9 protein-coding genes are annotated in these 15205 nt (G+C 43.0%); 4 read left to right on the top strand and 5 right to left on the bottom strand.

The window, feature by feature from the left end:
* From BLP33_RS19010 to BLP33_RS19000, 3 genes are all read right to left on the bottom strand, one after another.
* The coding region (locus BLP33_RS19010; protein WP_305777675.1) for a two-component regulator propeller domain-containing protein at positions 1–488 on the bottom strand (488 nt) is incomplete at its 3' end.
* Between the two features lie 276 nt (positions 489–764).
* Positions 765–3047, bottom strand: coding sequence for a translocation and assembly module lipoprotein TamL (locus tag BLP33_RS19005; RefSeq protein ID WP_090532009.1), 2283 nt, complete (start codon positions 3045–3047; stop codon positions 765–767).
* 4 nt (positions 3048–3051) lie between these two features.
* On the bottom strand, positions 3052–8223 hold the full coding sequence (locus BLP33_RS19000; RefSeq protein ID WP_090532074.1) for a translocation/assembly module TamB domain-containing protein: 5172 nt from the start codon (positions 8221–8223) through the stop codon (positions 3052–3054).
* Positions 8224–8446: 223 nt separating this feature from the next.
* Here BLP33_RS19000 and dnaE point away from each other — a divergent pair, with 223 nt between their 5' ends.
* A complete protein-coding gene (gene dnaE / locus BLP33_RS18995) occupies positions 8447–12031 on the top strand; it encodes a DNA polymerase III subunit alpha (protein WP_090532008.1) in 3585 nt (1194 codons plus the stop codon).
* A 13-nt stretch (positions 12032–12044) separates the two neighbouring features.
* The gene (locus BLP33_RS18990) at positions 12045–12218 is read left to right on the top strand and encodes an addiction module protein (protein WP_090532006.1); all 174 of its coding nucleotides are present in this window, start codon (positions 12045–12047) and stop codon (positions 12216–12218) included.
* A 122-nt stretch (positions 12219–12340) separates the two neighbouring features.
* Here BLP33_RS18990 and BLP33_RS18985 read toward each other — a convergent pair whose 3' ends face one another.
* Positions 12341–12943 carry a hypothetical protein gene (locus tag BLP33_RS18985; RefSeq protein ID WP_090532004.1) on the bottom strand — a complete coding sequence of 201 codons (603 nt, stop codon included), beginning with the start codon at positions 12941–12943 and terminating at the stop codon, positions 12341–12343.
* A 129-nt stretch (positions 12944–13072) separates the two neighbouring features.
* Complete coding sequence (locus BLP33_RS18980; protein WP_090532002.1) at positions 13073–13483, bottom strand: winged helix-turn-helix transcriptional regulator; 411 nt, start codon at positions 13481–13483, stop codon at positions 13073–13075.
* Between the two features lie 131 nt (positions 13484–13614).
* On the opposite strand from BLP33_RS18980, the gene BLP33_RS18975 reads away from it, so the two are divergent.
* Positions 13615–14379 (top strand): SDR family oxidoreductase, encoded by a 765-nt coding sequence (locus BLP33_RS18975; RefSeq protein WP_090532000.1) that lies wholly within the window; start codon positions 13615–13617, stop codon positions 14377–14379.
* 490 nt (positions 14380–14869) lie between these two features.
* Entirely contained in the window at positions 14870–15190 is a 321-nt protein-coding gene (trxA, locus tag BLP33_RS18970) for a thioredoxin (RefSeq protein WP_090531998.1), read from the top strand.
* Positions 15191–15205: the final 15 nt, after the last annotated feature.

Genomic DNA, 15205 nt, shown 5'->3' with positions numbered 1-15205 from the left:
GCATGTCTTTCCGATTTCAATTCCTCAAAATGGTAAACTTTGGTACTAAGCCTGTAATTTACACAGAGCTCATTATAACGGTTAAAAAAGAAATTGGCAAAAGGTAAAACGATTACTTTTTGAGATGAATTAAGTTTATGTATAAGTCCGTTTTCATAGTAACAAACCCGGTAGTTATTACAGTAAAAAAAAATCCGGTGATAATTATCCTCGGCAATCCGGAAACACTCGTTGTTTTCCAGCCCATCGGCCGATGTGAAGTTTTTAAAATGCTGGCCGTCAAACCTGCTCACGCCTTTATCGGTGGCCAGCCAGATAAAACCCCTGCTGTCCTGCATTAAATAGTTAACCCTTGAACTGGGCAGGCCATCAGGGGCGCTATAATTTTTCAGGTAAACTAACTGATATGGAATGTCGGCATATACCCGGCCCGGGAATAGAAACAGCGTTAATATTAAAAGTTTAAAAAAAGGGCTTTTTAGCGGCATTTTATAATTTGTATCAATTTAATATTGCTGCTTTTTATCAATATGCAATGATACGGTGTATCGCTTTGTTTTGTTGTATCACCGATAAATTTAAAAAGAAATGATTTGTATTGAAATACAGTTTGAAAACGGCGAGGGAGCAGGTCCAGTGTAAAACAGATGCGTATATGTATGATTGCCTATTAAAGCAAACAGCACAATAGCTTTTGGCTAATTGTGCTGTTTGGCGCTATACTATATGCCAAGCTTAACTTTTGTTATATTTAGACTGTAAAATTAAAACGGATACCCGATTGCGAGGTTGAATACACTCCGGTTAAAGTTGAAATCCCAACGAGGCTCGTTAGCACGAACATAAGGTGTTCGTAACGGGATGCCCAAATCGGTACGAAGTACCAGCACCGTTAAATCAAACCTTAAACCAAAGCCGGCATCAACGGCAAAATCGTTATAAAATTTATTGCTGAACACTGCTCCCGGTTGTAGGCTGTTGGAGTGCAGCAGCCAGATATTACCTGCGTCAACAAATAAAGCTCCGCGTACAATACTGAACAATTTTGGGCGGTATTCGATATTAGCTTCTATTTTGATATCGCCCGATTCATCTGCCAGGAAACCTCCGGTACCTAAGCCGGTTTGTGGGTCAAATGACCCCGGCCCGATGGCCCTCGCCCTGAATCCCCGCAGGCTGTTTGGTCCGCCTATAAAAAACTGCTGACTATATGGTAATTGGGTTGAGTTGCCATAAGGTAAACCAACACCCACTATGAACCTTGTGGCAATAGTGCTGTTGGGTGCGGTTTTATGGAAATACCTGATCTCGTTTTCGAACTTTACAAACTGGTTAAATATCGCGCCGAAAAGTTTTTTAGGTTTTCCACGGGCACTATCGGCACCGGTTACCAAACCATATATGTTATTTGAGAGGGTTACTTTGCCATTGTAATAAAACGTATTGGTGCGGTAATCTTCGTTGGTATTGGTGAAGGTATAGCTGTAGCTTGGGCCCAATATAAACTGCTTATCAATTACATGCTTTAAGGCCGGATTAACAGGGCCATTAGCCGGATTGATACTTGCCTTATATTCGTCAGATACACTTAATGGATTTACAAACTGAAAATTGATAAGGTTAAGCTCATGCGAACGGTGCTCTGTTTCGCGCCACTGGTAACCAAATGATAGGTTAAATGAATTTAAGTTGTATAGTTTTTGGCGGTTTACAATAGAATATCCGAGGCTCAGATTTGTATGCGGAATGTAGGCATCAGCCGCTTTTGGATAGATAGGCCCGATAAAGCGCGGCCACGACAACGTGGTTTGAATACCGGCCTGGTACACATTATAGCCGGCATTTTGCCCTCCTGCCTGCACATCCGTACTTCCAAATAAGGTTACTTTTAAAGCCTCGGCACCTTTAAAGGCATTACGGTTGAGCCAGTTTAAATTTACCTGTGTACCGGTGTAATTGGCTGATGTGGTGCGCCCTAAAATATCAAGCGATAGTGATTTCTTTTTGTACTGGGTCAGGAAGTAATAAACATCCAGCTTCGATGAATCAGATGATACATCCTCAAACCTGTTTTTTACAAATTTATAAGGGCCGAGGTTAATGAAGCGGTTAAGCGAATTGTTATGGGCGGTACGGTTATAAACCTGGCCGGGGCGCATCAGCACGGTATTGGCAAAAGTGTAAGTATGTACTGTGTTACGACGCTCAACAATATTATACCATTTATAAAAAACAGCTTTATCCTTCATCAGCGAAGTATCTCTTAACGAGTAACTCGGATACACATAAATATTGTTGATGGTATAAATGTTTTGGGCGCGACCAGGTGTTTCATTTTTAACAGCCACAAAAATATCAACCTGGTGCCCGGCTATAGTGCTATCCACATGCATGATGAGGTTTTCGGGTGAAAAATAGTAAAAACCTTCTTCTTTAAGTTTAGCGTCAATGCGCAGCCGTTCGGTTTTAATAACATCAAGGTTGTATTTATCGCCAACTTTAAGCAGTGTTTTTGCCGATGTTCCGGCTACGGCGGTATCGATAGTGCGGTTACCCTGCGGAAATACTACTTTCCTGATCTTATAGCCCGGCCCGGTTACCGCGGTATAAACCGCTTTGGCAACTTTTGACGTTGGTTTTTTACTTACCGTATCACCGCTAACCTGCGCCTGAAAATAGCTTTCATTTTGAAGCCTGTTTTGCAGGATTTTGCTGTTTTGATCAAGGTTAACAGAACTAATAAGCACAGGAGGCTCACCTTTTTTGTTAAGCCAGTGGGCAAGACCTTTGGTTTTGTTGGTTTTTGTTTTAAAGTACAGCCACAGTTTAAATCTCAAACCTAATATGGTACTGTTGGGCACAGGCCTTAGTAAAGCCCCAAGCTCTTCACTTAAAGCTTTTTTCTCGCTCTTTTTCAACACCGAATCTTTGATCACAACCTCGCCGCCTGTGTACAGTTTTTGGCCGGGCGCCAGGAACTTAGTGGTACTGCAGGCACTCAGTAAAACACATGATGAAAGCAGTATATATTTTAAATGTTTGGTCATGGGCTTAGTTTGAAGTAGTTTGCGGTTTGTTTTCCTGTTGCTGCTGCATGTTCTTTTGCTCCAATGCTTTATCTGCCTCGTCCTGTTTTTCTTTTTTCTCTTTTTGTTCCTGTTTGTATTGGCGGCGTAACCGGCGTTCTTCAGGGGTACGTTTGCGGAAGATCTCGCGGAAGCGGTTATAATCAACTGTTAAGGTAAAGCCCACACCGGTTTCAATGATCTGTCCCTGTATCACAATAAACTCGTCGCGCCGATAAGCGCGCAGGGTATAGCGTCCGTCTTTACTTAGTTTGTAGGCTATAGACACGTCGCCGGCTATATTAGATGCTTTTTGGCCCGGCTGATTGCCTTCCAGGTTAAAGTTATTGCCCACACTTACGGTAAGCCTGTCGTTCAGGAACCGTTTAGACAGGCCAACATTCAGATCTGTCCGGTTTGTAGCCGTTCCCGACGAATAATCCTCGCCGGATGTAAGACCGAAATTAAGGTCAACGCCCGAGATCAGGCTGCCTGCCAGCCGGTTCAACTGATCGGATAGTAAACTGCTTACGCTGTTACGGATGGTGCCTTCAACGGTAGTACCAGCACCCTGGCTTTGCAGCGGGTTATCGCCTATAAAGTGGCCCAATACCAATACCCCCAAAACCTGTTTGTTAAGCTCGTTAGGATCCTGGCGTATCTGGGTAAGGCGGGTATTTACAGTGCTTACCACATCTGATGATACGGAATACGAGCTATCGGGCAATACAATGTCAAAGCTGATATTAGGTGTAAGCAGTTGATCTTTTAGGTTAAGGTTAACATTGAAAGGCAGTTTCTGCTTGTACATGGTACTGTTTTGCGCGTCCGAAAGCTGATTTGAAACCAGGTCTATCGGCGGTACATTGGCTACATAAATGGCAGTAAGATCAATATTGGCGCTGGTTGGGTCACCCGTCCAAACAATGGTACTGCCTTTTTTAAAGTTGAAGGTACGTTTAACTGTTGCATAAGCCAGGTTATATGAGCCCGAGTTAACCACATAGGTACCTGTTAAATTGATTTTGCCGCTCGGATCGATGCCGCCATTTAGGTTTGCCTCTCCTTTCAGGTGTACAATATCGCCGTTGCGCTCATCAACTACTATGGTAAACGCCGCGTTTTTATTTACGTTGATGGTGGCGGATACATCTAAGCCGGTAACATCCGATTTTTTAAGTGAATCCAATTGCCTTGCCAGCAGGATGGAATCCATTTTTGGGGCATTCTTGTCAATAAAATCTACCACGCCTTTGCGGTCTTCTATCGCCGGGTCATTGGTTGGCAGAACAAAGGTCATGTCGGTTTTATCATTAACAGTCAGGTTTGCATCAACCACTGGCTTGGCCATATTGCCACGGATCTTGATGCGGGTATCTACATAAAGCTTACCATAATAAAGCTTGTTATCAGCCTCGGTTGAATTGGTAACCCTAAAGTTATTGGCGTTGATATCCACACCGAAGGCGAAGTCGGTATAGGTTTTGGTGTAGATGCTGCCGCTAACCACAGCCTTATTGCCGGTTGAATCAACCAACGTAAAGTCATTAAAGCGGATGCCTTCGTTGTTAAACGTAATGCTTTCCTGCGGCATCCTGAAATAGGAGTTGAGCATAGCCACATTAAAGCCCACCTTGTTAAAATTGATATCGCCACGAACCGATGGTGCATCTGTTGTCCCGGATATTTTGAGCGCCCCGGTGATATTACCCGTAGCATTACGCAAATTGCCGAAGCTAAAGCCCTCGATGCTCTTCATGCTCAGATTCACGATATTCAGGTCAAGATCGAAGCGGCTTTCGGGCGAAGTATAATAGGTGCCATTCAAATCAACCTGGTTGCCTTTGCCGGTGATGCTCATTTGAGCGGCGTAGGCGTTCTGCGTTTGGTTATTTACTTTAAGTGCTATGTTGCCTACGGTATCACCCTTGAAGTTAAAATCATTAACGTTGATAGCCGCCGTAAATACCGGCGAAGCCTGGAAATTACTTACAGTAGCGTCCCCGTTTATAACGCCACCTACCTGTAAGGAATCCTGCCTGGCCATTTTGGTAAGCGCCTCGATATGGAAGTTGTTAAACTTGATATTCAGCGGACTGTTAAATTCCTGCGTACTGCTGTTAACACTAAGGATCTGGTTGTTGTTGCTGATGGTGAAGTTATGCGCCAGGATCCCTTTTGGCCCGTATTGTAAAAAGTTATCGTCACTAACGGTCCATGGCAAATAATCCAGCAATAGGCCATCTTTATTAAAGCTGAACTGGTATTCGTTAGGTAATATGCTGAAGGTACCAGCTATACGGAAGCGTTCTTTTTTTGCCGCATCGCGGATTTGAATGTTTAAGCCTGCTTTGTTGTCCTGCGCAGCTCCGGAAATGCTGGCATACAACAGGTCGACAGACGATCCAACTTTAACCTCATCAACTGAAAGATTATAGTTAAGCGCGTTGTTAGCGGTGTTAATGTTAAGCGACGCTTTATTAATGGTATTAGTGCCGTAAACTACTTTGGGTATGGAGCCTTTAACAATCAACTCGCCGCTTTGGCTGTTGAAACTGCCATTCAGCAAAACAGGGTCGAGCTGTTTCAGATCGGGGGCAAACTGGGTAAGCAGTGGGGTTTTAACCAGTTTGGCTTCAAACGTAAACTGCTGAGGAGAATATTTAACTGCAGGCGCAGGTTTGGCTTTTATGGTTTTGCCGCCCTTAGTTTTTACAGCTACCTGCTGCCCGCCTGCAATAGCGGTGTTGAAATATTTGTTAATCACATCCTGCACGGCCGGAGCAATTTGGGTAAGCTTGTACTTACCGGCCATATGGGCTGTCATTATAGATGTTTTCAGGTGTAATGTACTACTATCAGCGCTGGCGGTAGAGATGAGGCTGATGGTATCCATCTGGATCCGTTGACCTTTGTTCACCACCAATAGATCGGTAGCTTTAATATCGGCGTTCAGGTAATCCGGATCGGCGGTTGGTACATCGGCCACGATCTTGCCATGGAAACGCATATCGTCCTTCACAAAATTCAGGTTTTTAAGGTTGATGCTATCCACATTAAGAGTAGCCTTCACTGCTGGATATTTTTTATTGAGATCAGCCTTCGCATTTAGGCTAAAATTAATGTTAGGATCTTTCATGGTAGCAACAGCGGTATAAGCCCCGTTGCTCGATGTACCTTTCATTACCAGGTTTTTGTACGTATAGCCTTTAACATAAGCCTTTGCAATATTGCCATTAAAAGCGATGCTGGCTTTTTTAGGATCGAGGCTTGTGCCTTTCACGTTGGCGCTCATGGTTATGCGGCCAACCATTTGCGGCTGTTTGGTAAGTGCGCCCACATTAAGTTCATTCGCCTTAATGTTGGCGGTATAAGTGGCCGCGTTTTTGTTTTTCCCGTTTTTTAAAGCAGCTACCAGATCAACTGCGCCATAACTCGAGCGCAAGCCCATTTTGGTATTAAAGCTGTACATGCTGCCTTTAAAAGTACCTTTCAGGTTCATTTTTTCGGGAATGCTCACATTTGGCGGGATGCTGCCGGCGGGGGCCAATTTGGCAATATCACTGCGACTGGTGCTGAAATCGGCAATGTTTACATCAAAGGTGGCCTTGTTTACGTCGGGCAGCCCTTTCATTTTAGCTGAAGCCTTGATATGCGTGCTGCTTAAGCCGGTAACTTCCAGGTTGGGGATCTCGAGGTTGTTCACTTGTCCGCTTACCCGGCCGTTGATCTTAAACACCGTACCCGGCGATGATTTAAAGGGCTCCATATTGGCCATGGTTGGCATCAGCAATAAAACATCCTTTAGGCCCAAACGGCTACCATCTAAATTGGCATTGATACCCAGCCCGCCAATGTTTTTGGTGATGGCATCAATAGAAGGGTAACGTACCTGTACCGACTTTTGCAATGTGGTATTCGGCGTTTCCAGTAACAGGTCATTCATATAAGCGTTAGTTGGCCCGTACAGGAAGGCAGTATGGAATTTATTGATCTTTAAACCGCTTTTTTCGGTAAAAGTAAAGGAGTTAATCTTGCCCGAAATGGTATCCGGGCTGTAGGAAATATTTTCGGCTTCGGCATTCAGGCTGCGGATATCCATGTGCCCGAAATCCAAGCCTTTGGGGATCGCTTTCTGCGCTTCGTTATCGAACTTAATATTATCGTTAGTAAAAGTAACCTTGCCAATGGTAGCCCTCCAGGCCGATTTGGTTGGTGATGATACCAGCGTATCCAGCTTTTTAATTGTTTTAACAACTTCTTTAACTACAGTTTTGGGTTTTGCGAGGGTCAATCCGGCTTTGGTATTGCTTAGCTCAATATTTTTAATTCCTACTTTTTGATTTTTCAGATCGATCTTATCCATCTCCACCAAAAATTTGCTTAGGTCTACCTTTGCACCCATTTCGGCGCTTTGGTAATCGACTTTGATTTTGGAGATATCGATCACGCCTAAATTCAAATCCATATTTAGTGGAGTGGTGGCGGTATCAGGTGGTGGGATAGCTTTGGTTGGTGTTTGGATGATCTTCGCGTTTACATCGCTCAGGGTAATTTTGGGTATGGTAAATTTCATTTTATCCATATCAAAATCCTTAACGCGGGTGTCAAAATGGCCTAATAAAAATTTCACATCGTTGCCGGTAATAGCATCCTTATATTTTACGTTGATCTTATCGAGGATGATCTTATCAACAGAAAACTTCATGGTTGATGTAGTATCGGTAGGTTTTACTTCTTTCTTTTGTTCGCCAACAAAAGCTTTGATGATGTAATCGAAGTTGAAAACGCTATCGGCACCCCGGTTTACATTGGCAGTGATGCCCTGCAGGTTTATCTCGTTCACTTCAACCTGGCTATGTAGCAGCTTGAGCATGCTGATATCAACCTTTAGTTTTTCGCCGGCTATAAGGGTGTCTTTTTTCTGGTCTTCAAAGTATACATCTTCCAAAACCAGCAGCTTGGGCAGGCCAAGGCTTATATGACCAATCTTAACCTTGGTATGGATCTTATTTTGTAAAAAAGTTACCGCTTTGTCTTTCGCAAAGTTTTGAACAGCAGGAACCTGTATTAAAATTACTACAAGGATAACCAGCAGAACTACACTAACCAGTATCCAGAGTATTGTTTTAAGGGCTATTCGTAGTGTTTTTTTCAATTGTATACGTATTTCAAAGGTGAAGATAGGGTTGCTTAATATATGCAAATAATACGCCACAAGCCCCCTCTAAATCTCCCCCGGAAGGGGAGACTTTAAAGCCCTCCCTTCCGGGGAGGGTTGGGAGGGGCTGGTCGCTTTTGTTTTTCAACATCCAAAACCATAAACTTGTTTTTTTGAATAACTTTGTAACTCATAAAGATTTTGTTGAAACGGATTAACTATGCCTGATTTTTCTCACCTCCACGTACATACTCAATTCTCCCTGCTCGACGGTGCAGCCGATATATCCAAGCTGTATAAAAAAGCCGCTAAGGACGGAATGAAGGCCCTTGCTATTACCGACCACGGCAACATGTTCGGCGTATTTAAGTTTGTGGCCGAAGCCGGCAAACACAATGTAAAACCCATTGTAGGCTGCGAGTTTTACGTGGTTGAAGACAGGCATAAAAAACAGTTCACTAAAGAAAATAAAGACGTACGCCGCCACCAGCTGATGCTGGCCAAAAACCCTACGGGCTACAAAAACCTGGTGAAGCTATGCTCATTAGGGTATATGGAAGGCCTGTACAGTAAATGGCCGCGTATTGATAAAGAACTTATTTTAAAATACCACGAAGGTATCATTGCTACTACCTGTTGTATTGGGGCTTCGGTACCACAAGCTATTTTAAGGGATACGCCCGAAAATGCCGAAAAGGAGTTTAAATGGTGGCTGGATTTGTTTGGTGAGGACTTTTACATCGAGTTGCAGCGCCACGAAATTCCGGAGCAGCAAATTATCAATAATGTGCTGCTCACTTATGCCAAAAAGTATAACGTAAAAGTGATCTGTTCAAACGATTCGCATTACGTAGATCAGCAAGACTCAAACGCGCACGATATTTTGCTTTGCGTAAACACAGGCGATATGCAAAGCACCCCAATAGCTACCGACGAGGAAGGTGGTAAAGGTTATCGTTTCGGTTTCCCTAACGATCAGTTTTACTTTAAAACACAGGAGGAAATGGGCAAGCTGTTCCATGACCTGCCCGAGTCACTGGATAATACCAATGAAATTGTTGACAAGGTGGAGGTGTTAAAGCTAAAACGCGATATCCTGCTGCCCAACTACGTAATTCCTGAAGAGTTTAAGATCCACAAAACACCCGATGCCGATACTTTAAATCAATGGGAATACCTGAAGCACCTTACCTTTATGGGCGCCAAGGAGCGTTATCGTGATATTAGTCCGGAAACCGAAGAACGCATCAATTTTGAGTTGTTCACCATTCGTACTATGGGTTTTGCAGGGTACTTCCTCATCGTGGCCGACTTTATCAGGGCTGGTCGTGATATGGGCGTGTTCATTGGCCCGGGCCGTGGTTCGGCGGCGGGATCGGTAGTGGCTTACTGTACCGGGATCACCAATATTGATCCGATGAAGTACAACCTGCTGTTTGAGAGGTTCCTGAATCCCGACCGTAAATCGATGCCCGATATTGATACGGACTTTGACGATGCCGGTCGGCAAAGGGTTATTGATTATGTGGTTGATAAATATGGCAAAAACCAGGTAGCGCAGATCATTACCTATGGTTCGATGGCTGCCCGCACCAGTATCCAGGACGTGGGCCGTGTATTGGATATGCCGCTGGCCGATGTAAGTGCCATGAAAAAGCTGGTGCCCGAAACCCTGGGTATCACCCTGAAAGATGCCATTGAACAGGTGCCTGAACTGAAGGAGATCCTGAACGGTAACGACCTTAAGGCACAGGTACTGCGTGAAGCTGAAAAACTGGAAGGATCGGTACGTAATACCGGTGTACACGCCGCAGGTATCATCATTGCCCCTTATGACCTTACCGAGATTGTACCGGTAGCAACAGCAAAAGATTCAGACTTACTGGTTACCCAATATGATGGCCGTGTGATTGAGGATGCCGGTGTAATTAAGATGGACTTTTTGGGTTTAAAAACCCTTACCATTATAAAGGACGCGCTGCGCATGATCAGGCAAAATCATGGTGTGGTGATCGATATCGACTACATCCCGCTTGATGATATTAAAACTTATGAGCTTTATCAGCGTGGCGATACCAACGGTACTTTCCAGTTTGAAAGTGATGGTATGCAAATGTACCTGCGCGAGCTTAAGCCCGATAAGTTTGAAGACTTGATAGCCATGAACGCCCTTTACCGTCCGGGCCCGATAGAGTATATACCAAACTTTATTGCCCGTAAGCATGGCCGCGAACCTATCGTGTTCGACTTGCCCGATATGGAGGAATACCTGGGAGAAACCTATGGTATTACCGTATACCAGGAACAGGTGATGCTTTTGTCGCAAAAGTTAGCAGGCTTTAGTAAAGGCGATGCCGACGTTTTGCGTAAGGCGATGGGTAAAAAGCAGATTGAGGTACTCAACAAAATGGAAGCCCAGTTTATGGAGGGCGCCGTTGCCAAGGGCCACCCTAAAGATAAGCTTACCAAAATCTGGACCGACTGGAAGGCATTTGCCCAGTACGCATTCAATAAATCGCACTCTACCTGCTACGCTTTCGTGGCATACCAAACGGCTTATTTAAAAGCGCATTACCCATCTGAATATATGGCGGCGGTTTTAAATAACCAGAATAACATTGAAAAAATCACCTTCTTTATGGAGGAGTGCCGCCGTATGGGCGTTGAGGTTTTAGGACCGGATATCAATGAGTCGGATATGGCTTTTGCGGTGAATAAACGCGGGCAGGTACGTTTCGGGTTAACCGGCGTAAAAGGTGTGGGTGATAAAGCGGTGGAAAGTATCATTGAAGAACGTAATGCCAATGGCCCGTTTGAAACGGTATATGATTTTGCACGGCGCTCAAACACCCGCAGTGTTAACCGTAAATCGTATGAAAACCTGGTTTATGGCGGCGCGTTTGATGGCTTCGGGATTCCCCGTGCCCAGTTTTTTGCCAAAACCGAGTTGGGTACGTTAACCGGTGTTGAACGGCTCATTAAGTACGCTAATGATTATCAAAACGTGCAAAGCAGCTCTCAATCATCATTATTTGGCGGTTCGGTAGCATCATATGTACCGGAGCCGGCTATGCCCGATGTTGAGGAATGGCCGTTGATAGAGAAGCTGAAGTACGAGAAAATGGTTATCGGGATCTATTTAACCGGTCACCCGTTAGATAATTATAAGGTTGAGCTTAAACGTTTCTGTAACGCTACCATCAGCGATCTGAAGCTAATGCAAAAAGCCCGCTCGGGCGAAGGCGGTGAAGATGTAACAGCTGCTTTTAATGAACTGCGCCGTCGGGGTGAGCTGCGGATTGGTGGTTTAGTATCAAGCGTTCAGCATAAAATGACCAAGACCGGTAAACCCTTCGGCACGTTTGTGTTTGAGGATTACAATGAATCGTACGAGTTTGCTTTGTTTGGTGATGATTATGTCAAGTTCCGCAATATGATGATGGAAGGCTACTTCCTGCATATTAAAGGAAACATTGAAGAGAAATTCCGCCAGAAAGATAACTGGGACCTGCGCATCGCGGTAATGGACCTGCTATCAGAAATGCGCGATAAGCTTACCAAATCATTAACGGTTTGCATTGATGTGCAAATGCTCAACAGCAAACTGCTGGATGATATTCAGCATATGATAGATGATAACAATCAAAAGTACCCGGTAAAAAACTGTAAGCTTCGTTTCCAGATCAAGGATAGAGAAGAGGTTATGCTTGTTGAGCTGTCATCCAAATCATTTAAAGTAAATCCAAGCGATGATTTTATGGCCGGGATCCTTAGCTTGACAAATGAGGAGCCGGTGTTGAGTTAAAAAGTTTTTTACTATGGAAGAAAAGAATCAAAACGAACCGCAAGATCATTGGGATGATGAAGATTTTTTGAATGAAATGCAATCACGAGTTGACGATTATGAAAGTGGTAGAGTAAAAGGTATTTCGTGGGAAGAGTTTAAAGCTAAAATCAGAAACCGTCATAATGATCTACTTTCAGAAGGGTAAAAATAGCATCACTGTCTTGAATTTGCGTGATACATTAAAATCAATAACTTGTGGTAGGTGTTTTCAACGTACTACAGGCTAAAAAAAAGACCATTAACTTTTCGATGAGGTTTTATTTGTTTTTATTCCCTAAATCTTCTCTTAGGTATATTAAATATTATTTTTGGAATTTCAGGCTTAGTTCTCTCGACAAGATAGTCTATAAAACAAATTGAATCTGTCAATAAAACGTCGATCAAATTTTCCCGGATTTTTACGTCAGTTGTCAAATTGTAAGATTCAATTGATTTAAACAAGCCTAAACAGCTTAACAAATAATAATCCAATTCATCAGTTAGAAGTCCCACAGAATTTGGATCAACATCATATCCATATTCACTACCATAATATTTATCATATTCAGAATCTATTTTGATCTGAATACTTTTGGCCACTTTTAAATAACTTTCAAACTCATTAAAAAATTCTTTAGATGGGAAGTGCTTGTTTTTTGCCGATAATTCACTTCTTTCGCTAACATAGGAGTCATGATTATATTTACTATCGATATTGGGGTAATTCCAAGAGTATTCAGATTTGACTATTCCGCCAATTATTTCGAGCTTTTCGGAACTTACAAATTTTTCGATTCTTAGTGCCTCGATGATTTTTTCTAAATCAATCGCTTTTTCAGCGGATTCAAGGCTTTTTAAACGCTTAGAGAAAACTTCAAGTATTTCTTCCATCACATTAGTTTAATATTTCAACTCGCGCTCGTTTTTAACGAGTGCATAACCTTGGTTTGCGTTTATAACCCAACGGGCGATACAATCGCCCAACCATATTAAGCGCTCGTTGCAAACGAGCGCAAGAGCTTATACGCTTTCCTTCACCACGTCATCATCCTGTTTCACTAAAGTATAACAAGTATAATCAGGCTGAATTACTTCGCCGTTGGCGTTAGTAATGGTCATGTAGTGGCTGCCCCATCTTTCGAGGGTATAAAATATAGATGATAACTCCTGGCCTATGGGAGTAAGGGAATATTCAACCCTTGGTGGTACTTCGGGAAAAATGTGGCGGGATACTATGCCGTCTTCTTCCAGTTCGCGGATCTGTTGTGAAAGCATCTTTTCGGTCATGCCGGGAATGGCCCGGTTTATCTCGCTGTAACGCTTCTGACCACTTAATAATTGGTTGATTATACTCAGTTTCCACTTACCACTAATTACGCTTAGCGCCGCTGCCATAGTGCAGGAGTGATCGGAATGTCTGTTTTTTGTCATAATGAAAAAGGCGATATATCGATTGCATCAAACCGGCCCATAACCTACCAAAAAGTATGTTGCACACAAAATGGTGCATTCTTGTGGGGAGCTATAACTCACTGTACCTTTGATGTATCAAAACAAAGATAATGAAAAAGTTACAAGGAAAAACAGCAGTAATAACAGGCGGCAACAGTGGTATAGGCCTGGCCACAGCACAGGAGTTCATTGCACAAGGTGCAAAAGTGATTATCACCGGCAGGAACCAAAAATCAATCAACGAAGCGCTTGAAACACTTGGTGCCGATGCTCATGGTGTAATTGCCGACAGCGGCGACATCAACCAGGTTAAACAACTGGGTGAAAAAGTAAAAGCCATTGCCGAGAAAATTGACATTGTATTTGTTAATGCAGGTATTGGCCAGTTCAATTCAACTGAGCAGATGAGCGAGCAGATGTTTGATGATATCATGAACATCAACTTTAAGGGTGCTTACTTCAGTATTCAGCAATTGTTGCCTTTAATTAATGATGGCGGCTCTATCATACTTAATACTTCTATAAACGCACATATCGGTATGGCCGGCGCAACTGTTTATGCAGCAAGTAAAGCAGCATTGCTTTCATTAGCTAAAAACATTTCGGCCGAGTTGTTGCCACGTCGTATCAGGGTTAACTCTGTAAGCCCTGGTCCGGTTGTAACACCTTTACACACTGCCGATAAATTAGGCTTAACCCAGGAACAATTGGAAGGCATGGGTTCCGAACTGATCAAACAGATACCAATGGGCCGTTTCGGCTTAGCAGAAGAGATTGCCAAAACAGTTGCCTTCTTCGCTTCTGATGATTCAACATTTATAACAGGTGCCGAGCTGATTGCTGATGGTGGCATGGCCACTTTAAAAGGTGCATAAGCCCCTCTAAATCTCCCCTGAAGGGGGAAACTTTAAAAATTGCTCCTGGAATAAATTGGGTGAGATATAGTGAATCGGAGTAATACATTAAACGACTGGTGGTTTAACTGCCAGTCGTTTTTTTGTCTGAACTCGAATTTCGATAATTAAACGAATTGGCAGAATAAAAGGCAAATTCAATAAATTCAAATAATTACTTAAAATTCGAGTTCAGACAATAACCTATTGCAGAGCTGTAATGTTAATTAATGCCGCCAATGTTAAAAACTAACCCGCCGGTGTAGTTGTAAATATCGTTCGGAAACAGGTTATTTGTGTTAATACGTCATGTCGCAAAGTTATATTTAAGGGTGTAAACGCGACAAATGGTCATGCCTGCGTTAAGGGCGTGGATTATAATAATATAATTGTCACATTGTCAGTAACGCACTTGTGGCAAGCAATTTGAATAGCATATATTTGTAAATACAAAATTTAAAAAATAGAAATCATGGCTTTAGAAATAACTGATGCAAACTTTGACGAGCTTGTCCTGAAATCAGACAAACCGGTATTAATTGACTTTTGGGCAGAATGGTGTGGTCCGTGTAGGATGGTAGGTCCGGTAGTTGAAGATATTGCAAAAGAATATGAAGGCAAAGCTGTTGTTGGTAAAGTAGATGTTGACAACAACCCAGGCATATCTGTAAAATACGGTATCCGTAACATCCCTGCCTTATTGTTCTTCAAAAACGGCGAAATTGTTGATAAACAAATCGGTGCTGTGCCAAAATCAGTATTAACTGATAAACTGGTAAAACAGTTAGCATAACTCAAAGAGGCTTAT

This window comes from Mucilaginibacter sp. NFR10 (genome assembly GCF_900100445.1).
GTDB lineage: Bacteria > Bacteroidota > Bacteroidia > Sphingobacteriales > Sphingobacteriaceae > Mucilaginibacter > Mucilaginibacter rubeus.
The sequence above is the reverse complement of the archived record's forward strand: the minus strand, read 5'-3'. Positions and strand labels throughout refer to the sequence as shown.